Source organism: Pseudomonas sp. ENNP23 (assembly GCF_001728945.1).
Classification (GTDB): Bacteria; Pseudomonadota; Gammaproteobacteria; order Pseudomonadales; family Pseudomonadaceae; genus Metapseudomonas; species Metapseudomonas otitidis.
On record NZ_LYSP01000023.1, the window covers coordinates 37461 to 56998 of the forward strand.

The following is a 19538-nucleotide window of genomic DNA, read 5'->3' on the forward strand; positions in this document are numbered from 1 at the left end:
CCGCCCGAGGGCCCACCGGATAAACAAGGAAAACACCATGCACGCCATCATGCTCAAGGCCAAGCTGCACCGTGCCGAAGTCACCCATGCCGTCCTCGACTACGAAGGCTCCTGCGCCATCGACGGCGAGTGGCTCGACCTCGCCGGCATCCGCGAGTACGAACAGATCCAGATCTACAACGTCGACAACGGCGAGCGCTTCACCACCTACGCCATCCGTGGCGAGAACGGCTCGCGGATGATCTCGGTCAACGGCGCCGCCGCGCACAAGGCTAAGGTGGGCGACCGCGTCATCATCTGCGCCTACGCCCACTACAGCGAGGCCGAGCTGGCCAACTTCAAGCCGCGCATGCTGTACATGGCCCCGGGCAACGAGCTCAGCCACACCAGCAATGCGATTCCCGTCCAGGTGGCCTGACGCCCACACGCTAGACTCCAAGCCCGGAACACTCCGGGCTTTTTAGTGTTCATACCCTCGATCACTGTTTGAAAGGCACCTCATGAACCACCACCTGACACCGCTCGACGTCACCCGCCTGGACAGTTGGAGTGCCCTGCGCGCGCACCGCGAGCAACTCGCCGGGTTCAGCATGCGCCAGGCATTCCAGGACGACGCCGAGCGCTTCAAGCGCTTCAGCCTCAGCGCCTGCGGCCTGCTGCTGGACTACTCGAAGAACCTGGTGCGCCCCGACACCCTCACCCTGCTGGTGAAGCTGGCCGAAGAGGCGCAACTGGGTGAAGCCATCCAGGCCATGTTCCGCGGCGAGATGATCAACGCCTCCGAGCGTCGCCCGGTGTTGCACACTGCCCTGCGTCGCCCCATTGGCGACAAGGTCCAGGTGGACGGCAAGGACGTGATGCCCGAGGTGCACCGCGTGCTGCACCAGATGACCGAACTGGTCGGCTACGTACACAACGGCCTGTGGCGCGGCTACACCGAGAAGCCCATCACCGACGTGGTGAACATCGGCATCGGTGGCTCCTTCCTCGGCCCGCAGTTGGTGTCCGAAGCGCTGCTGCCGTTCGCCCAGAAGGGCGTGCGCTGCCACTACCTGGCCAACGTCGACGGCAGCGAATTCCGCGAGCTGGCCTGCAAGCTCAACGCCGAAACCACCCTGTTCATCGTCTCCAGCAAATCCTTCGGCACCCTCGAGACCCTGAAGAACGCCCAGGCCGCCCGCGCCTGGTACCTGGCCCAGGGCGGCAGCGAGCAGGAGCTGTACCGCCACTTCATCGCCGTCTCCAGCAACAAGGAGGCCGCGCTGGCCTTCGGCATCCGCGAAGAGAACATCTTCCCGATGTGGGACTGGGTCGGCGGGCGCTACTCGCTGTGGTCGGCCATCGGCCTGCCGATCGCCATGTCCATCGGCATCTCCAACTTCAAGGAACTGCTGTCCGGCGCCTACAGCATGGACCAGCACTTCCAGACCGCCCCCTTCGAACGCAACATCCCGGTCATCCTCGGCCTGCTCGGCGTCTGGTACAGCGACTTCTGGGGCGCCCGCAGCCATGCGGTCCTGCCCTACGACTACTACCTGCGCAACTTCACCGACCACCTGCAGCAGTTGGACATGGAGTCCAACGGCAAGAGCGTGCGCCAGGACGGCACCCCGGTGACCGCCGGCACCGGCCCGGTGATCTGGGGCGGCGTCGGCTGTAACGGCCAGCACGCCTACCACCAGCTGCTGCACCAGGGCACCCACCTGATCCCGGCGGACTTCATCGTCCCGGTGTCCAGCTACAACCCGGTGGCCGACCACCACCAGTGGCTGTTCGCCAACTGCCTGTCCCAGAGCCAGGCGATGATGCTCGGCAAATCCCGCGAGGAGGCCGAGAACGAACTGCGCGCCAAGGGACTGGACGAAGCCGAAGTGCAGCGCCTGGCACCGCACAAGGTCATCCCCGGCAACCGCCCCAGCAACACCCTGGTGATGGAGCGCATCAGCCCCCGTCGCCTGGGCGCGCTGATCGCCATGTACGAGCACAAGGTGTACGTGCAGAGCGTGCTGTGGGGCATCAACGCCTTCGACCAGTGGGGCGTGGAACTGGGCAAGGAGCTGGGCAAGGCGGTCTACTCGCGCCTGGTGGGCAGCGAAGAAGCCCCCGCCGAGGACGGCTCCACCCAGGGCCTGATCGACTTCTTCCGCGGCCGTCACCGCGGTTGATCGAAGCACCCCGCCGCCCGGCGCGGCGGGGTGTCAGCGACAGAAGCGCCCGCGGTACTCGCTGGGCGTACCCCCCCAGAGCCTGGACGAAGGCGCGGCGCAGGTTGTACTCACTGCCGAACCCGGTTTCCAGCGCCACCCGCCTCAACGCCCCTCCCCCGTTTCCAGCCGCAACTGCAGCACCAGCCTTTCCGAACCGGCCCGGGATCCTGCTGGGCGACATCCGCGCACGCTATCGCAGCGCCACTGCAGCCCAACTGGAATATCCCTACAAGCCCCTTCGCGCCCCTTGAAGGCGGCCCGGCGTTGCAGGCAACCTTGTCGCCATCTCGGCAAACAACAACAAGGAATTCGCCATGTACGAGATCAGCCTTCACCCCGTGCCTGAAGACGTGCGCCAACGCGCCCATATCGACAACGACACCTACCAGCGCCTCTATCGCCAATCCGTGGATGAGCCCCAGACCTTCTGGAGCGAGCAGGCCACCCGCGTCCTCCACTGGTTCAAACCCTGGGACGAGCTGCACTACAGCGACCTCGCCAAGGGCGAAGCGCGCTGGTTCAAGGGCGGCAAGCTGAACGTCGCCTACAACTGCATCGACCGCCACCTGGACACCCGTGCCGAGCAGATCGCGATCATCTGGGAAGGCGACAACCCCACCGAATCCGCCCACATCACCTACCGCAAGCTGCACAGCAACGTCTGCCGCCTGGCCAACGTGCTCAAGGCCCGCGGCGTGAAGAAGGGTGACCGGGTGTGCATCTACATGCCGATGGTGCCCGAGGCCGCCTACGCCATGCTGGCCTGCGCGCGCATCGGTGCCGTGCACTCGGTGGTGTTCGGCGGCTTCTCCCCGGACTCCCTGCGCGACCGCATCCTCGATGCCGACTGCCGTGCCGTGATCACCGCCGACGAAGGCGTGCGCGGCGGCAAGTACGTGCCGCTGAAGCAGAACGTCGACAAGGCGCTGAAGGAGTGCCCGGACGTGTCCACCGTGGTCGTGGTGCGACGCACCCAGGGCGAGGTGGGCTGGGTGGAAGGCCGCGACCTCTGGTACCACGAGGCCCTGCAAGGCGCCGCCGAGGCCTGCGAACCGGAATGGATGGACGCCGAGGACCCGCTGTTCATCCTCTACACCTCCGGCTCCACCGGTAAGCCCAAGGGCGTGCTGCACACCACCGGCGGCTACCTGCTGGGCGCGGCAATGACCCACAAGTACGTGTTCGACTACCACGAGGGTGACATCTACTGGTGCACCGCCGACGTCGGCTGGGTCACCGGCCACAGCTACATCGTCTACGGCCCGCTGGCCAACGGCGCCACCACCCTGGTGTTCGAGGGCGTGCCCAGCTACCCGGATGCCTCGCGCTTCTGGCAGGTGATCGACAAGCACAAGGTCAACATCTTCTACACCGCCCCCACCGCCCTGCGCGCCCTCATGCGGGAAGGCGAGGAGCCGGTGCGCCGCACCGACCGCAGCAGCCTGCGCCTGCTCGGCAGCGTCGGCGAGCCGATCAACCCGGAAGCCTGGGAGTGGTACTACAACGTGGTCGGCGAACGCCGTTGCCCCATCGTCGACACCTGGTGGCAGACCGAGACCGGCAGCATCCTCATCACACCGCTGCCAGGCGCCACCGCCCTCAAGCCCGGCTCCGCCACCCGGCCGTTCTTCGGCGTGCAGCCGGCGCTGCTGGATGAGAAGGGCCACGAGATCGAAGGCCCCGGCTCCGGCGTCCTGGCCATCAAGGCCAGTTGGCCGAGCCAGATCCGCACCGTCTACGGCGACCACAAACGGATGATCGAGACCTACTTCTCCGCCTACCCCGGTTACTACTTCACCGGCGACGGCGCTCGCCGTGACGAGGACGGCTACTACTGGATCACCGGCCGCATCGACGACGTGATCAACGTCTCCGGCCACCGCATCGGCACCGCCGAAGTGGAAAGCGCCCTGGTGCTGCACGACGCCGTGGCCGAGGCCGCCGTAGTGGGCTACCCCCACGACCTCAAGGGCCAGGGCATCTACGCCTTCGTCACCCCGATGAAGGGGCTGGAGCCCAGCGACGAGCTGAAGAAGGAACTACTCGCCCTGGTCAGCAAGGAGATCGGCAGCTTCGCCAAGCCCGAGCTGATCCAGTGGGCTCCCGGCCTGCCGAAGACCCGCTCCGGCAAGATCATGCGGCGCATCCTGCGCAAGATCGCCTGCAACGAGCTGGAGAACCTGGGCGATACCTCGACCCTGGCCGATCCTTCAGTGGTGCAGAACCTGATCGACGCCCGCCTCAACCGCTGACCCCACGCCACCCGCGCCCGGCCGTCGCCAGACGGTCGGGCGCTTTCATTCCGGCACCAAGCCTGCGACATGCCGCTGCTTGTAGCGGAGCGCGAGTACGCTGTAGCGTTGCCCGCCATGAACCTCATACGCACCCGCATCGAACGCCAGATCCACAGCCTCACCGGCGCCTCCCTCGGCCTGCTCGACCTGGAGAACCCCAGGGGCGACCCCGGCCTGTTCGGCCCCGACTCCGTGGTCTGGCGGGTACACGGCGACTTCACCTCGATGATGACCGGCGGCATCAGCGCCCTGCTGCTGCAGATGCTGCACCCCCTGGCGCTGGCCGGCGTATGGGACCACTCCAACTTCCGCGAGGACATGCTCGGCCGCCTGCGCCGCACCAGCCTGTTCATCTCCGGTACCTCCTACGCTGGCCGCGAAGACGCCGAGCGGCTGATCGAGAAGGTGAAGGCCATCCACCTGCAGGTGACAGGCACCGCCCCGGACGGCCGTTCCTACGCCGCCAGCGACCCCGACCTGCTGACCTGGGTGCACGTAGCGGAAGTCAGTTGCTTCCTCCAGGGCTACCTGGCCTACCTCGACCCGACTCTCTCCCCGGCCGACCAGGACCACTACTACGACGAGATCGCCCTGGTGGCCGAACGCCTGGGCGCCCGCGACGTGCCGCGCTCGCGCCAGGCCATCGCCGCCTACCTGGAGCGGATGCGCCCGCAACTGCTGTGCGACGAGCGCACCCGCGAGGTGGTCCGCCTGCTGCGCAACGCCCCGGCCCCCAGCGCCCTGGCCAAGCCGGTCGGCCACCTGATGATGCAGGGCGGGATCGCCCTGCTGCCCGGCTGGGCACAAAGGCTGCTGGGCCTGGAACTGCCCGCCTGGCAGCGACCGCTGGTGCACAGCGGCGTGCAACGCACCGCCTCCATGGTGCGCTGGGCCATGCGCGACAGCGCCGCGCACAAGGCCCGTCGGCGCATGGGGCTGCCCACGTACTGAGTAGCTGGTTGGCGCACGTTCGCTGTGCGACCATTGCGACCCTTCCGGTCACAGACTGATCTGCTCCGCTGATTCGAGGACTTGAAACATGCAAGACGTCGTCATCGTTGCCGCCACCCGCACCGCCATCGGCAGCTTCCAGGGCGCCCTGGCCAGCATCCCCGCGCCGGAGCTGGGCGCCGCTGTGATCCGCCAGTTGCTGGCCCAGACCGGCCTCGACGGGGCCCAGGTGGACGAGGTCATCCTCGGCCAGGTGCTCACCGCAGGCAGCGGCCAGAACCCCGCCCGCCAGGCCGCCATCCTCGCCGGGCTGCCCCACGCCGTGCCGGCCCTGACCCTGAACAAGGTCTGCGGCTCCGGCCTCAAGGCCCTTCACCTCGCGGCCCAGGCCATCCGCTGCGGCGATGCCGAGGTGGTGATCGCCGGCGGCCAGGAGAACATGAGCCTCGCCCCCTACGTGATGCCCGGTGCCCGAACCGGCCTGCGCATGGGCCACGCCAAGCTGGTCGACACCATGATCCAGGACGGCCTGTGGGACGCCTTCAACGACTACCACATGGGCATCACCGCCGAGAACCTGGTGGAGCAGTACGGCATCAGCCGTGAAGCCCAGGACGCCTTCGCCGCCGCCTCCCAGCAGAAGGCCTGCGCGGCCATCGAGGGCGGGCGCTTCAAGGATGAGATCACTCCGATCCTGATCCCGCAGAAGAAGGGCGAGCCCATCGCCTTCGCCACCGACGAGCAGCCCCGCGCCGGCACCACCGCCGAGTCCCTGGCCAAGCTCAAGCCGGCGTTCAAGAAGGACGGCAGCGTCACCGCCGGCAACGCCTCCAGCCTCAACGACGGCGCCGCCGCCGTGCTGCTGATGAGCGCCGACAAGGCCAAGGCCCTCGGCCTGCCGGTGCTGGCGCGCATCGCCAGCTACGCCAGCGCCGGTGTCGACCCGGCGATCATGGGCATCGGCCCGGTCTCGGCGACCCGTCGCTGCCTGGAGAAGGCCGGCTGGAGCCTGGCCGAGCTGGACCTGATCGAAGCCAACGAAGCCTTCGCCGCCCAGGCCCTGTCCGTGGGCCAGGAGCTGGGTTGGGATGCGGCCAGGGTCAACGTCAACGGCGGTGCCATCGCCCTCGGCCACCCCATCGGCGCTTCCGGCTGCCGGGTGCTGGTGACCCTGCTGCACGAGATGATCAAGCGCGATGCGAAGAAGGGCCTGGCAACCCTGTGCATCGGCGGCGGGCAGGGCGTGGCCCTGGCCATCGAGCGCTGATCGCCACGAAGCCGCTCCCCAGGGAGCGGCTTCGCCCTCCCTGGGCCCCATCGCCAACGCGACGTCCTCACGCCTTTTGCTAAACTGCGCGCCCCTTACACGAGACGCCGCGCATGCCCTCCGTTCTCCTCCCGGCGCTGCGCGCCGCCCTCGACGCCCGCCAACCGCTGCTGGCCGAACTGAAAGCACAGGGCACCGACTGCTACCGGCTGTTCCACGGCAGCCAGGAAGGCGCCCCCGGCCTCACCGTGGACCGCTACGGCCCCCAGTTGTTGGTGCAGAGCTTCCATCAGCCCCTGCAGCGCGACGCCCTGCTGGCACTGATCGAGACGGTCAACGCCCACCTGGGCGAGGCGCTGCTGCCGGTCTACAACGACCGCTCCGGCAACAACTCCCGCGTCGACCGCAGCGACCCGGTGTACCTGGCCGACGACGCGGCCCTGGCAGACCAGGTCGGTCATGAATGGGGCCTGGCCTACCGGGTGCGTGGCCGTCACCCCGGCCAGGACCCGCTGCTGTTCCTCGACCTGCGCAACGCCCGGGGCTGGGTGAAGGCCAACAGCGCCGGCAAGTCGGTGCTCAACCTGTTCGCCTACACCTGCGGGGTCGGCCTGGCCGCCGCTGCCGGGGGCGCCCGCGAGGTGTGCAACCTGGACTTCGCCGAAGGCAACCTGGCCGTGGGCCGGGAGAACGCCGCCCTCAACCCCGGCCTGGTGCCCATGCAGTTCGTGCAATCGGATTACTTCCCGGCCATCCGCCAACTGGCCGGCCTGCCCATCGCCCGGCGCCACGGGCAGCGCCTGCCCAGCTACCCGCGCCTGGAGGCACACCGCTTCGATCTGGTGTTCCTTGACCCGCCAGCCTGGGCCAAGAGCGCCTTCGGCACCGTCGACCTGCTGCGCGACTACCAGAGCCTGCTCAAGCCCGCCCTGATGGTCACGGCGGACGACGGCGTGCTGGTGTGCTGCAACAACCTGGCGAAGGTGGGGATCGAGGAATGGCGCGACCAGGTGCTGCGCTGCGCCAGCAAGCTCGGGCGCCCGGTGCGCGAATGCGAGCAGTTGCTGCCGGCCGCCGACTTCCCCTCCCAGGACGGGCGCCCGCCGCTGAAGACCCTGGTGCTGCGTTTCTGAACCGAGAAGCTGCCGACGATTCCAATCGGTGCCGTCTGTCGGAACCTTAAGGGCGTGCCATACTCCAACCCACCTCCGCCGGGATAGTCGACGCCGCACCATGTACAAAGGATTGAAACGCGCCACGTGCGCCTTGCTGATCGTCCTCGCCTTCTACGCCCTGCTCGGCTTCCTGATCCTCCCGGGAATCGCCCTGCGCGTCGTCAACCAGCAGTTGGCTACCTATGCCAAGGTTCCGGCACACCTGGAGCGGCTGCAGCTCAACCCCTTCAGCCTCGAACTGACCCTCTGGGGCCTCGGGATCGGCGAGCCCGACAAGCGCCAGGTGGGCTTCGAGCGTCTGTACGTCAACCTGGAACTGGACAGCCTCTGGACCGGCGCCCTGCACCTGGCCGCCGTCGATCTCGACAAGCCCACCACCGAGGTGCTCTTCGCCAAGGACGGCACGCTGAACCTGACCCAGCTGTTCCAGTTGCCCCCCAGCGAGCCCAAGGCCGACGAACCGCCTGCCGGCGATCCGTTCCCGGTGCGCATCGACAGCATCCGCCTGGCCAAGGGCGGCGTGCGCTTCCAGGACCTGCGCCCGAGCGAGCCCATCGAATTCGTCTACGACGCCCTCGACCTGGAGCTGAAGAACCTCAGCACCTTGCGCGACGACAACGCCGACATGCTGCTGGTGGCCACCGGGCCCTACGGCGGGCGCATCGACTGGAAGGGCAGCCTGAGCCTGCTGCCGCTGACCTCGGAAGGCGAGCTGAAAGTCACCGACGGCAACATGAAGGGCTTCTGGCCCTACGTGCGGGACGCGGTGCCGCTGGTGCTGGACAAGGGCACCGTCAGCCTGTCCACCCGCTACCACCTGAGCCTGGCCGAAGGCACCGCACTGAAGCTGGAGCAGACAGCCATCAAGGTGGCGCCCTTCGCCATCAAGGCGCCGGATGGCCGACCGCTGGTGAACCTGGAAAGCCTGGAAGTCAGCGACAGCGCACTGGACCTGGCCAAGCAGCAGGTGGTGGTCGGCAAGATCCGCAGCCAGAACCTGGAGACCTGGGCCGCCCGCGAAGCCGACGGCCAGCTCGACTGGCAGAAGCTGTTCGCCAGCGAAGCCAAGGCCCCGGCGAAATCCCCTGCCACCCCGGACGCGAAACCGGCCGACGCGGCGGCCATGCCGGCCCCTGCCGCTGCGCCTGCCAAGCCCTGGCAGGTGCTCCTGCGTGACACCCAGCTGCGCGGCTACAAGGTCCACCTCGCCGACCGCGCACAGAAAGACGCCGTGCAGATCGACGTCGGCCCGCTCAACCTCGACCTCAAAGACTTCGACAGCCTGGGCCAGTCGCCCTTCCAACTGGCTCTGGACACCGGCATCGGCAAGCAGGGCAAGCTCAAGGCCGAAGGCCAGGTGCAACTGACCCCGACCACCGCCAAGCTGAAGGTGGAGAGCCGCGACATCGACCTGCGGGTGGCCCAGGCCTACCTGGCCCCCTTTGTCCGCCTGGAACTGCGCAGCGGCATGCTCGACAGCAACCTGGACGTCGCCCTCACCGGCACCGAGCCGCTGGCTCTGTCCATCACCGGACGTGCCCTGGTCAACCAGTTGCACACCCTGGACACCCTCAAGCAGCGCGACTTCGTAAAGTGGCAGCAACTGCTGGTGGAGGACCTCGACTACCGCCACGGCAGCAGCCTGAGCATCGCCAAGGTGGGCATCAGCCAGCCCTATGCGCGCTTCGTCATCAACGAGGACCTCACCACCAACGTCAGCGACCTGGTGATCAAGCAGCCTGCCGATCCCAAGGCCAAGGCCGAGGCGGCCGGCAAGCCGCTGGACATCCACATCGGCGCCGTGAGCATCAGCAACGGCTCGGCCAACTTCGCCGACTTCAGCCTGACCCCCAACTTCGCCACCGCCATCCAGCAACTCAACGGCGAGATCAGCACCCTCGACACCCGTACCCGCACCCCCGCCAAGATGAGCATCGACGGCAAGGTGGATCGCTACGCGCCGGTGACCATCAAGGGCGCGCTGACCCCCTTCGACCCACTGGACTCCCTGGACATCGCCACCAGCTTCAAGCGCGTCGAGCTGACCACCCTGACCCCCTACTCCGGCAAGTTCGCCGGCTACCGCATCCGCAAGGGCCGCCTCAACCTGGACCTGCACTACCAGATCGAGAAGGGCCAGCTGAAGGCCGACAACCACCTGGTGCTGGAAAACCTGCAGCTCGGCGAGCGGGTCGACAGCCCCGATGCGGTGGATCTGCCGATCCGCCTGGCGGTGGCCCTGCTGAAAGACACTGAAGGCAAGATCGACATCCAGCTGCCGGTGGCCGGCAACCTCAACGACCCGCAGTTCAGCGTCGCCCCCATCGTCTGGCAGACCCTGCGCAACCTGGTGCTGCGCGCCGCCCAGGCCCCCTTCAAGTTCGTCGCCGGGCTGGTCTCCGGCGGTGGCGAACACGACCTCAGCAACGTGCCTTTCGATGCGGGTAGCGACGAGCTTTCCGCCGACGCGCAGAAGGGCCTGAGCACCCTGGCCCAGGCCCTGCAGGAGCGCCCCGCCCTGCGCCTGGAGATCGAAGGCATGAGCGCCACCGCCGTGGACGGGCCGCTGCTGGCCGCTGCCCGACTGGAGCGCGAGTACCAGCGCACCTACTACAAGATCGCCCAGCGCCGCGGCGACAAGGTCCCCGCCGACGCCTCACTGATGGAAGTGCCGGACAGCGAGAAGCCGCCGATGCTCGAAGGCATCTACCGCACCCGCCTCAAGCAGCAGCCACCGGCCGAATGGGCCCAGTTGGACAGCGACGAGCGCACGGCAAAGATGCGCGAAGCGGTGATCGGTTCCTGGGCCCAGAGCGAACTGCTGCTGCGTCAACTGGCCCAGGCCCGTGCAGCGGCGATCAAGGCCTACCTGGTGGACCGTGGCGGCCTGCAGGACGAGCGGGTCTACCTGCTCGACGTCAGCCTCGGTGAAGCCGGCCAGGATGGCCGCGTGGACACGCCCCTGCATCTGGGCACCGAATGACGCGGAATTCGGTGCCGCCTGCGCAGTCCAACAGCCAGGCGTGACCCTCCGCACACGCCGCCCTGCTGACAGACGCACAAGGGCGGCGTAGGCTGGACCCCGTTCAACTGGATGGAACCCTTCGTGAAAGCCCGATACCTGCTTGCCCTGCCCCTTCTGCTGCTGAGCGCAGCCCATGCCAACGCCTCCTCCACCCTCCGCTGCGGCAACGGCGGGCTGATCAGCCTGGAGGACAGCACCACCCAGGTCCTGCGCAAGTGCGGCGACCCCGCCAGCCGCAACAGCCTCGGCTACCGCAACGTGGTGGACCGCTACGGCCAGGAGAGCGAAGTGCTGGTGGAGGAATGGGTCTACGGGCCGCGCAACGGCATGTACCAGTTCCTGCGTTTCGAGGGGAACAAGCTGCGCAAGATCGAGAGCAAGCGCGGCGACTGACAGCCCAGAACCGGCAGTGCTAGGCTCTGCCGCCTTTTTCAACCGGACAGGATGCCCAACCATGATTCGACGTCTGCTCCCCCTGCTCGCCCTGCCCTTCGCCGTGGCGAGCCTCGATGCCTCGGCAGCGACCTTCCGCTGCGGCAGCGCCCTGGTCAGCGAAGGCGACCGCGCCGTGGAGGTGCTGCGCAAGTGCGGCGAGCCCGCTTCGCGCAACCTCATCGGCTACTCCGAAACGCGCAGTGGCCGCCAGGAAATGCAAGTGGAAGAGTGGGTCTATGGCCCTGTGAACGGCATGTACTACTACCTCGACTTCGTCGGCGGCCGCCTCAGCACTGTCGAGAGCAAGCGGGACTGACCCGCTCGACTGAACCCTCTACGCGACAAGGACGTCACGCTTGGTCATCCTCCCCGCCGAACACCCCCTGGACTGGAAACGCCCGCCGGTCGTCACGCTGTTCCTCGTCGTACTCAACGCCCTGATCTACTTCGTCTACCAGGGTGGCGACGCGACGCGTTCCGAGGAGGCGGTGCAGGCGTATCTCGACGCCGGCCTGCTCAACCGCGAGCGCGCGCTGTTCGTCGAGAGCCTGAGCAAGCGCCATGAACTGGACCCGGAGGAACGCCGCGCCCTCGACTCCGCCCGCCGGCACGACCTGGCGCTCTACGCCCTGCGGGACCTGGAGTTCGAAGACGAACTGCACCGTTCGGCCGCCTTCCAGGCCGACCCGGCCTGGCAGCGCGCGCGGGCGCCCGCCGAGGCCGCGCGGAACAGCCTGAGCAGCTACCGCTTCGGCTTCATCCCCAAGCGCTTCACGGTGGAAGGGCTGTTCGGGGCGATGTTCCTCCACGGCAGCTTCGACCACCTGCTGGGCAACATGATCTTCCTGTTCATCTGCGGCTTCGCCCTGGAGCGCGCGCTGGGTGCCGCGGCCTACCTGGGGCTGTACCTGGCCAGCGGCCTGGCCTCGCACCTGCTGTGGTGGGCGATGGACCCGGGCTGGGTGCCCGGTATCGGCGCCTCGGGCGCAGTGGCGGGGCTGATGGGGATGTACATCGGCGTCTACGCCCTGCGGCGGATCAATTTCTTCTACTGGCTCGGCCCGATGATGGGCTACTTCAAGGCCCCCGCTCTGTGGATCCTGCCCATCTGGATGGGCAAGGAACTCTACGGGCTGCTGCTGGCCAATGACCACGTCAACTACTACGCCCACCTGGGGGGCCTCGCCTCAGGCTTCCTCGGCACCTGGCTGCCCCGGCGCATCGGCGCGTTGAAGGTGGACGAGCAGTACCTGGCCAAGGAAGACCCGGACGCACCGTTCAAGCGCGAACTGGCCGCACTGGACGCCCTGATCGGGCGTTTCGCCCTGGACCAGGTGCCAGAACGCGGGCTGGACCTGCTGGCCCGCTACCCGGGTCGGGTGGCGTTGCTGGAGCGCCTCTATCCGGTTGCCCGCACCCGCAAGGACAAGCCTCTGGCCAGCGCCGTGCTCAAACAGGTCTTCGCGCTGCCGGACCCAACGCCTGCACGGGGCCTGCTGCTGCAGATGGCCACGGACCTCAGCACTCCCGAACAGCAGTGGCTGCAACACCCGGCCGTGCTGGCCAACCTGCTGCAGCGACTGCTCAAGCTGGGCGAAGGCCCGGCCGCCCTGGGGGTGTGGCGGGTGATCGCCCGGCAGACACCGGCCCCTGCACAACTGCCGGTGATGACCCTGGCGCTGGCCAAGCAACTGGGGCAACGCCAGGATCTGCGGGGCGTTGCGGAGCTGGCCGCCTTCCTCAACAAGGCCTTCCCCGACGCCGAGCAGACCCGGCAGCTTGGCCTCTACCGCGCTCACCTGGCCCGCTGAACCCCGGAAACGACGATCCCCGCCGAAGCGGGGATCGATGTGTACGGATCAGGCTCAGAGGCGGCTGCTGAAGTCACGCAGCTCGTCCTGCGCGCGCTCCTTGCTCCAGCCGTAGCGCTCCTGGAGCTTGCCCACCAGGTATTCGCTGTGGCCTTCGGCGATATCCAGGTCGTCATCGGTCAGGTTGCCCCAGCGCTCCTTGATGCGGCCGCTGAGTTGCTTCCACTTGCCTTTGATGATGTCAGCGTTCATGGCATTGCCTCCTCGGGTGGGCGCCGCCCTGCAGGGCGGCGCCAGGAATCATTCAGCGGACTTCAGGCCGTCGGCAGCGACAGCGGTCACGCCCTTGATGGACTTGGCGGTGCTGATGGCCAGGTCACGCTCGGCATCGCTGGCCACCACGCCGGACAGGGCGACCACGCCTTTGTTGGTCTCGACCTTGATGTCCAGGGCGCTGAGGTTCTTGTCGGCCAGGAAGCTGGATTTCACCTTGCTGGTGATCCAGGTGTCGGACACGGCTTCTTCAGCCTTGTCGACGGTGTTGGCCGCCAGTTGGATCGGGGCGGCCTGGGCGGCGAAGACATTGCCGGCCAGGGGCAGGCTGAGGGCGGCGGCAGCTACGGCGGCAAGGGTGACGCTGTGGAAGGACTTTTTCATGAGGATTCTCCTGTTACTCACACTGTTCTGCAGCCTTGTCCTGTCTGCAGTCACTGTAGGTATCGCAAGGCCTGTGCCAGCCTTGCAGAACAAAATTAATCCTTTTAAATCAATTACTTAAAAATAAGTCAAAGCACCGCTCGGCTTGCAGATTGCAGGATGCAGCCAAGCGGCGCGTGCACTTTGCACGACTGCTCAGCCCGCCAGGCGGGCCAGGGTGGACTCCAGCGCCGTCACTTCGCCGAGCAACGGCGTGGCCGGGTAGCGGGCCCGGATGAAGGCGAGCAGCTTGCCGGCCTGCTCCACCTGGCCGAGCTGTTCGGCCAAAGCCCGGGCTGCCAGCAAATAGGCACGGGGGACGTTGGGGTAGTCCGGGAAGCGCTGGTGCAGGTTGCGCAACAGGCTGATGGCTTCCTTGGCCTTGTGGCGATCCACCAGGGCCGCAGCGATGCGCTCGCAGACCTGCGGGTCCTCCGGCAGGTAGTCCGCCTTCAGCCGGCGGGCATTGAGCAGCGCGGTGGCCCCCAGCGCCGGGTTCTCGCGGGCGGCGATGGGCAGGTAGTGGGCAAGGTGGCGCAGGCAGCGGGCGGTTTCGTTGAGGCCGAACAGCAGTTGGTGAAAGCGCTCGTTCAGGCGCAGGTCGTTCGGGTCCCGCTCCAGAGCCGCGGTGAGGGTCTCCAGCGCGGCGGCACTCTGCCCCTCCTTCACCCGCACCTCGGCCTCGGCGAGGGCGCGGCGGCGGCGCCACTCCGGCTCGGGGTACCCCTCATGCCCGCCCTCTTCTGCAATCGCGAAGCCCAGGGCACCCTGATACTGGAACACCGCGTAGCCCATCATGGCGCACATGACCACGCCGAAATAACCGAACAGGAAGGCGGCGATGGGCATCAGCACCACGCGCGGCAGGCCGTGGGCCAGTAGCACGGTGACGTAACCGGGCGACTGCCAGAGGATGAACAGGAACACGCAGAGGATCAGGTAGCGCCAGCCCATGGCCTTGATCACATCGCCGAGCTGTTCGGGGCTCAGCGCGGCACCGAGTTCCTTGTTCAGGGCCAGGCGGATGATGCTCGCCGGCATCAGCAGCATGAGGCCGATGTTCACGGCCCAGAACAGGGCCTCGCTGTGGAAATCGGCAGCCAGCCAGAGCACGGCGAAGGCCACCAGGAACACCACCAGTTGCTTGATGAACAGCAGGAAGCCCTCACCGACGAAGGCGGTGGCCAGCCCGGGGGCCTCGCGGGAACCTTCGCTGGCCGCTTCGATGACGCTGTGGAAGTACTTGGTGGCGATGCTGAACAGCGCGACCCAGAGGATGATCGAGCGCGGCATGAACAGGCTGGCCAGGCCGAGCACGGCGGCAAAGGCCAGGGGGCCGGTCTGCAGGCCGTAGAGGAAGAACTGCGGGATACGCTCCCAGAACGGCTGGGCGGTGTTGGCGGCGCCCAGGAAGTGCAGTTGGGCGCGGCACAGCGGGCAGGCCGGGGATTCGTCCGGGCGTTCGGCATTGAGGGGGATGCAGCAGTCACCGAAGTGACGCTCGCAGGCCGGGCAGTGCCAGGTGGCAGGCTGGGCCTGGTGGTACTTGCAGTAGGTCTTTTCCATGACCTGGAATCCTTGTGGGCGACTGGCGGCGCGCCATTCTCCGAGAAACGAAAGAGGGCCCGCAAGGGGCCCTCTTTCATACAGCCGACCGGTTATCAGACGCCGGAAGCTTCAGCAGCCTCGACATCCTTCATGGACAGCTTGATGCGGCCGCGGTTGTCCACGTCCAGCACCAGGACCTTCACTTCCTGGCCTTCCTGCAGGACGTCGGTGACCTTGTCGATGCGCTTGTCGCTGATCTGCGAGATGTGCACCAGGCCATCCTTGCCGGGAAGGATGTTGACGAAGGCACCGAAATCAACGATGCGCTCGACCTTGCCGACGTAGACCTTGCCGATCTCCGCTTCTGCGGTGATGGCCAGAACGCGCTGCCTGGCGGCCTCGGCGGCTTCCTTGGTCTCGCCGAAGATCTTCACGCTGCCATCGTCTTCGATGTCGATGGAGGCCTTGGTCTCTTCGCAGATGCCGCGGATGGTGGCGCCGCCCTTGCCGATGACGTCGCGGATCTTGTCCGAGTCGATCTTCATGGCCAGCATGGTCGGGGCGTTTTCGGACAGCTCGCTGCGGGACTCGGCGATGACCTGGTTCATCTGGCCGAGGATGTTCAGGCGTGCTTCCAGTGCCTGCTCCAGGGCGATCTCCATGATCTCTTCGGTGATGCCGTTGATCTTGATGTCCATCTGCAGGGCGGTGACGCCCTTGGCAGTACCGGCCACCTTGAAGTCCATGTCGCCCAGGTGGTCTTCGTCACCCAGGATGTCGGTCAGGACGGCGAACTTGTCACCTTCCTTCACCAGGCCCATGGCGATACCGGCCACCGGAGCGCGCATCGGCACACCGGCGTCCATCAGGGCCAGGGAGGCGCCGCAGACCGAAGCCATGGAGCTGGAACCGTTGGATTCGGTGATCTCGGACACCACTCGAATGGTGTAGGGGAACTCGTCGCCTTTCGGCAGCATGGCGGCGACGCCACGACGGGCCAGGCGGCCGTGGCCGATTTCGCGGCGACCGGCGCTGCCCATGCGACCGCACTCACCCACCGAGAAGGGCGGGAAGTTGTAGTGCAGCATGAAGGCGTCCTTGCGCTCGCCTTCCAGGGTGTCCAGCAGTTGGGCGTCACGGGCGGTGCCGAGGGTGGCAACGACCAGGGCCTGGGTTTCGCCACGGGTGAACAGGGCGGAACCGTGGGTCTTGTCCAGTACGCCGACTTCGATCTTCAGCGGGCGGACGGTGCGGGTGTCACGGCCGTCGATACGCGGCTTGCCGTTGACGATGTTCTCGCGAACGGTGCGGTATTCCAGCAGGCCGAAGGCATCCTTCACTTCACCCACCGGGAACTGGCCGGCTTCCTCGCCAGCGAAGCGAGCGACGACCTGGTCGCGCAGCTCGTCGAGGCGGTTGTAGCGGTCCTGCTTGATGGTGATGGTGTAGGCCTGGGAGATGGCCTCGCCGAACTCGGCCTTGATGGCGCTGAGCAGGGCGGTGTTCTCGGCGGGAGCGGTCCAGTTCCAGGTCGGCTTGCCCGCTTCGGCGGCGAATTCCTTGACGGCATTGATGACGGCCTGGAATTCCTGGTGGGCGAACAGCACGGCGCCCAGCATCTGGTCTTCGGTCAGCTCATCGGCTTCGGATTCGACCATCAGCACGGCGTCCTGGGTACCGGCCACGACCATGTCGAGGCTGGAGGCCTTGAGCTGCTCGTAGTTGGGGTTCAGCAGGTAGCCGGTGCTCTCGTGGTAAGCCACGCGAGCCGCGCCGATCGGGCCGGCGAACGGGATGCCGGAGATGGCCAGGGCAGCGGAAGTACCGATCATGGAAGCGATGTCCGGATCAGTCTTCTTGTTGGTGGAGACGACGGTGCAGATGACCTGCACTTCGTTGAGGAAGCCTTCGGGGAACAGCGGGCGGATCGGGCGGTCGATCAGGCGGGAGGTCAGGGTCTCTTTCTCGGAGGGCCGGCCTTCACGCTTGAAGAAACCACCAGGGATGCGCCCGGCGGCGTAGGTCTTTTCCTGGTAGTGCACGGACAGCGGGAAGAAACCCTTGCCCGGGTCGGCCTGCTTGGCACCAACCACGGTCACCAGGACGGTGACATCGTTATCAACGGTGACCAGAACGGCGCCGCTGGCTTGACGGGCGATACGGCCAGTCTCGAGGGTGACGGTCGATTGACCGAATTGGAACTTCTTGATTACCGGGTTCACGGTGTTTTCCTTCTCTTTTGTTGCCTTGGGGGAAATCTGCGAAAGGCGCGGGAGTCGGACCCGCCGTCTTCCTCAAAAAGCCTGAAGCTGGAAACCAGAAGCTGGAAGCAAGCGCGATGTCCTGCTTCCAGCTTCCGGCTTCCAGCTTCCAGCTCGAATGCGTCTTAGCGACGCAGACCCAGACGACCGATCAGGGCGCTGTAACGAGTGGTGTCCTTACCCTTCAGGTAGTCCAGCAGCTTGCGACGCTGGTTAACCATGCGGATCAGACCACGACGGGAGTGGTGGTCTTTGCCGTTGGCCTTGAAGTGATCCTGCAGCTTGTTGATGTTGGCGGTCAGCAGTGCGATCTGCACTTCCGGAGAACCGGTATCGCCTTCAGCTTGCTTGTACTCGTTAACGATCTGGGCTTTCTCAGCAACGCTCAGTGCCATGATGGGCTTCCTCTGAGAGTAATAGGCCGGGAACGAATCCCGTGTTTTAAAAAGAGGTGTGACCGTGCCTATTAACAGCCACCCTCGAATCGGTCATTCCGACCGAATCAGTCGACGTGGCGCTATGCGCCCGTCATCGCTCACTTCACCGATACCGATGAAGCGACCGGTATGATCCTGCACCCTCAGCATGCCGAACTTCGGCGCTTCGGGAGCCCTTACCGGCTGCCCATGCAGCCAGTAATAGGCACTGTGTTCGCTCAGTTGCACCAGGGGCCAGTGCTCCAGACCACTGTCGGAGGGGAGCAGGAAGCGATCGAGCGCTTCGTTGCCACCTTCGGCGTGGGCCTTCTCCAGTTCCTCGAGGCTGATGGCCTGGGACAGGTTGAAGGGGCCGGCCTGGGTGCGACGCAGTTCAGCGACGTGGCCACCACACCCCAGCACCTGGCCAAGGTCCTCGACCAGGGTGCGAATGTAGGTGCCTTTGCTGCAACTGACGGAAAGCGTGGCATTGGTTGAATCGAGGGCCAGCAGTTCCAGGCGCGCAATAGTAACAGAACGCGCCTCGCGCTCCACTACTTCGCCGGCACGAGCCAGCTTATAGAGGGGCTGCCCGTCCTTCTTCAGGGCCGAGTACATCGGCGGCACCTGCTGGATTTCACCCCGGAAGCGCGCCAGGGCCGCCTCCAGCTCGTCGCGACCAACGGTCACGTCGCGCCGTTCGAGCACCTCGCCTTCGGCATCGCCGGTGGTGGTGGTGACGCCCAGTTGGGCAACGGTCTCGTAGCCCTTGTCGGCGTCCAGGAGGTACTGGGAAAACTTGGTGGCTTCACCGAAGCACAGGGGCAACACGCCCGTGGCCAGGGGATCGAGGCTGCCAGTGTGGCCGGCCTTCTCCGCATTGAGCAGCCAGCGGACCTTCTGCAGGGCCTGGTTGGAGCTCATGCCACGGGGCTTGTCGAGGATGAGGATGCCGCTCACATCGCGGCGGATACGCTTGACCTGGGCCACCGTCAGTCCTCATCACCCTGATGCCGACGGTCTTCGGCCACCGCACGCTCGATCAGCGCGGAAAGCTCGGCGCCCCGACGGATGCTGGCATCGTAGTGGAAGTGCAGTTGAGGCACGGTGCGCAGCTTCATGGACTTGCCCAGCAGCATGCGCAGGTAACCCGCTGCGTCATTGAGGATCTCGGTGTTGAGACGGATGACTTCGGCGTTGTCGTCCTGGCCCATCACGGTGATGAAGATCTTGGCATGGCCGAGATCCCGCGCCACTTCGACGCCGGTGATGGTGACCATGCCCAGGCGCGGGTCCTTGACCTCACGCTGGATCAGCAGGGCCAGTTCGCGCTGCATCTGGTCACCGATGCGCTGGGTGCGGCTGTATTCTTTTGGCATAAATCGGTACTCACTCAAAAACCAAAAAGCCGGGAGCTGGAACTGGCGGCGTAATCACTCCGCGCAGCACCCG

17 protein-coding genes are annotated in these 19538 nt (G+C 66.4%); 10 read left to right on the plus strand and 7 right to left on the minus strand.

What is annotated here, in order from left to right:
• Positions 1-37: 37 nt before the first annotated feature.
• From panD to A9G05_RS14345, 10 genes are all read left to right on the plus strand, one after another.
• Positions 38-418 (plus strand): aspartate 1-decarboxylase, encoded by a 381-nt coding sequence (panD, locus tag A9G05_RS14300; protein WP_003457244.1) that lies wholly within the window; start codon positions 38-40, stop codon positions 416-418.
• 82 nt (positions 419-500) lie between these two features.
• Positions 501-2165, plus strand: a complete 1665-nt coding sequence (gene pgi, locus A9G05_RS14305) for a glucose-6-phosphate isomerase (protein WP_069561617.1) — start codon at positions 501-503, stop codon at positions 2163-2165.
• Between the two features lie 356 nt (positions 2166-2521).
• Positions 2522-4459 carry an acetate--CoA ligase gene (gene acs / locus A9G05_RS14310; protein ID WP_069561618.1) on the plus strand — a complete coding sequence of 646 codons (1938 nt, stop codon included), beginning with the start codon at positions 2522-2524 and terminating at the stop codon, positions 4457-4459.
• 117 nt (positions 4460-4576) lie between these two features.
• Positions 4577-5452: an oxygenase MpaB family protein gene (locus A9G05_RS14315; protein WP_069561619.1), complete on the plus strand. Its 876-nt coding sequence runs from the start codon at positions 4577-4579 to the stop codon at positions 5450-5452.
• Between the two features lie 88 nt (positions 5453-5540).
• Positions 5541-6719, plus strand: coding sequence for an acetyl-CoA C-acetyltransferase (locus A9G05_RS14320; RefSeq protein ID WP_069561620.1), 1179 nt, complete (start codon positions 5541-5543; stop codon positions 6717-6719).
• A 113-nt stretch (positions 6720-6832) separates the two neighbouring features.
• Complete coding sequence (locus tag A9G05_RS14325; RefSeq protein ID WP_069561621.1) at positions 6833-7852, plus strand: class I SAM-dependent rRNA methyltransferase; 1020 nt, start codon at positions 6833-6835, stop codon at positions 7850-7852.
• 100 nt (positions 7853-7952) lie between these two features.
• Positions 7953-10877 (plus strand): DUF748 domain-containing protein, encoded by a 2925-nt coding sequence (locus A9G05_RS14330; RefSeq protein ID WP_069561622.1) that lies wholly within the window; start codon positions 7953-7955, stop codon positions 10875-10877.
• Positions 10878-10988: 111 nt separating this feature from the next.
• The gene (locus A9G05_RS14335; RefSeq protein WP_083265604.1) at positions 10989-11312 is read left to right on the plus strand and encodes a DUF2845 domain-containing protein; all 324 of its coding nucleotides are present in this window, start codon (positions 10989-10991) and stop codon (positions 11310-11312) included.
• A gap of 61 nt (positions 11313-11373) precedes the next feature.
• Positions 11374-11670 carry a DUF2845 domain-containing protein gene (locus A9G05_RS14340; protein WP_069561623.1) on the plus strand — a complete coding sequence of 99 codons (297 nt, stop codon included), beginning with the start codon at positions 11374-11376 and terminating at the stop codon, positions 11668-11670.
• Positions 11671-11710: 40 nt separating this feature from the next.
• Positions 11711-13165 (plus strand): rhomboid family intramembrane serine protease, encoded by a 1455-nt coding sequence (locus tag A9G05_RS14345; RefSeq protein WP_069561624.1) that lies wholly within the window; start codon positions 11711-11713, stop codon positions 13163-13165.
• 54 nt (positions 13166-13219) lie between these two features.
• On the opposite strand, the gene A9G05_RS14350 is transcribed toward A9G05_RS14345, so the two are convergent.
• From A9G05_RS14350 to rbfA, 7 genes are all read right to left on the minus strand, one after another.
• The gene (locus A9G05_RS14350) at positions 13220-13417 is read right to left on the minus strand and encodes a CsbD family protein (protein ID WP_069561625.1); all 198 of its coding nucleotides are present in this window, start codon (positions 13415-13417) and stop codon (positions 13220-13222) included.
• A 48-nt stretch (positions 13418-13465) separates the two neighbouring features.
• Positions 13466-13822 carry a BON domain-containing protein gene (locus A9G05_RS14355; RefSeq protein WP_069561626.1) on the minus strand — a complete coding sequence of 119 codons (357 nt, stop codon included), beginning with the start codon at positions 13820-13822 and terminating at the stop codon, positions 13466-13468.
• A gap of 195 nt (positions 13823-14017) precedes the next feature.
• Complete coding sequence (locus A9G05_RS14360; protein WP_069561627.1) at positions 14018-15427, minus strand: DUF4013 domain-containing protein; 1410 nt, start codon at positions 15425-15427, stop codon at positions 14018-14020.
• Between the two features lie 95 nt (positions 15428-15522).
• Positions 15523-17631, minus strand: a complete 2109-nt coding sequence (gene pnp, locus A9G05_RS14365; RefSeq protein ID WP_069561628.1) for a polyribonucleotide nucleotidyltransferase — start codon at positions 17629-17631, stop codon at positions 15523-15525.
• A gap of 164 nt (positions 17632-17795) precedes the next feature.
• Complete coding sequence (rpsO, locus tag A9G05_RS14370) at positions 17796-18065, minus strand: 30S ribosomal protein S15 (protein ID WP_044413751.1); 270 nt, start codon at positions 18063-18065, stop codon at positions 17796-17798.
• Positions 18066-18158: 93 nt separating this feature from the next.
• Positions 18159-19076, minus strand: a complete 918-nt coding sequence (gene truB, locus A9G05_RS14375; RefSeq protein WP_069561629.1) for a tRNA pseudouridine(55) synthase TruB — start codon at positions 19074-19076, stop codon at positions 18159-18161.
• A 2-nt stretch (positions 19077-19078) separates the two neighbouring features.
• Positions 19079-19465: a 30S ribosome-binding factor RbfA gene (gene rbfA, locus A9G05_RS14380; protein WP_069561630.1), complete on the minus strand. Its 387-nt coding sequence runs from the start codon at positions 19463-19465 to the stop codon at positions 19079-19081.
• Positions 19466-19538: the final 73 nt, after the last annotated feature.

Coding starts and splice junctions, on each gene's coding strand:
- pgi (WP_069561617.1), top strand. CDS start 501: ATGAACCACCACCTGACACCGCTCGACGTCACCCGCCTGGACAGTTGG.
- A9G05_RS14325 (WP_069561621.1), top strand. CDS start 6,833: ATGCCCTCCGTTCTCCTCCCGGCGCTGCGCGCCGCCCTCGACGCCCGC.
- A9G05_RS14355 (WP_069561626.1), bottom strand. CDS start 13,822: ATGAAAAAGTCCTTCCACAGCGTCACCCTTGCCGCCGTAGCTGCCGCC.
- A9G05_RS14360 (WP_069561627.1), bottom strand. CDS start 15,427: ATGGAAAAGACCTACTGCAAGTACCACCAGGCCCAGCCTGCCACCTGG.
- acs (WP_069561618.1), top strand. CDS start 2,522: ATGTACGAGATCAGCCTTCACCCCGTGCCTGAAGACGTGCGCCAACGC.
- A9G05_RS14350 (WP_069561625.1), bottom strand. CDS start 13,417: ATGAACGCTGACATCATCAAAGGCAAGTGGAAGCAACTCAGCGGCCGC.
- A9G05_RS14315 (WP_069561619.1), top strand. CDS start 4,577: ATGAACCTCATACGCACCCGCATCGAACGCCAGATCCACAGCCTCACC.
- rpsO (WP_044413751.1), bottom strand. CDS start 18,065: ATGGCACTGAGCGTTGCTGAGAAAGCCCAGATCGTTAACGAGTACAAG.
- panD (WP_003457244.1), top strand. CDS start 38: ATGCACGCCATCATGCTCAAGGCCAAGCTGCACCGTGCCGAAGTCACC.
- rbfA (WP_069561630.1), bottom strand. CDS start 19,465: ATGCCAAAAGAATACAGCCGCACCCAGCGCATCGGTGACCAGATGCAG.
- A9G05_RS14340 (WP_069561623.1), top strand. CDS start 11,374: ATGATTCGACGTCTGCTCCCCCTGCTCGCCCTGCCCTTCGCCGTGGCG.
- A9G05_RS14320 (WP_069561620.1), top strand. CDS start 5,541: ATGCAAGACGTCGTCATCGTTGCCGCCACCCGCACCGCCATCGGCAGC.
- A9G05_RS14330 (WP_069561622.1), top strand. CDS start 7,953: ATGTACAAAGGATTGAAACGCGCCACGTGCGCCTTGCTGATCGTCCTC.
- A9G05_RS14335 (WP_083265604.1), top strand. CDS start 10,989: ATGGAACCCTTCGTGAAAGCCCGATACCTGCTTGCCCTGCCCCTTCTG.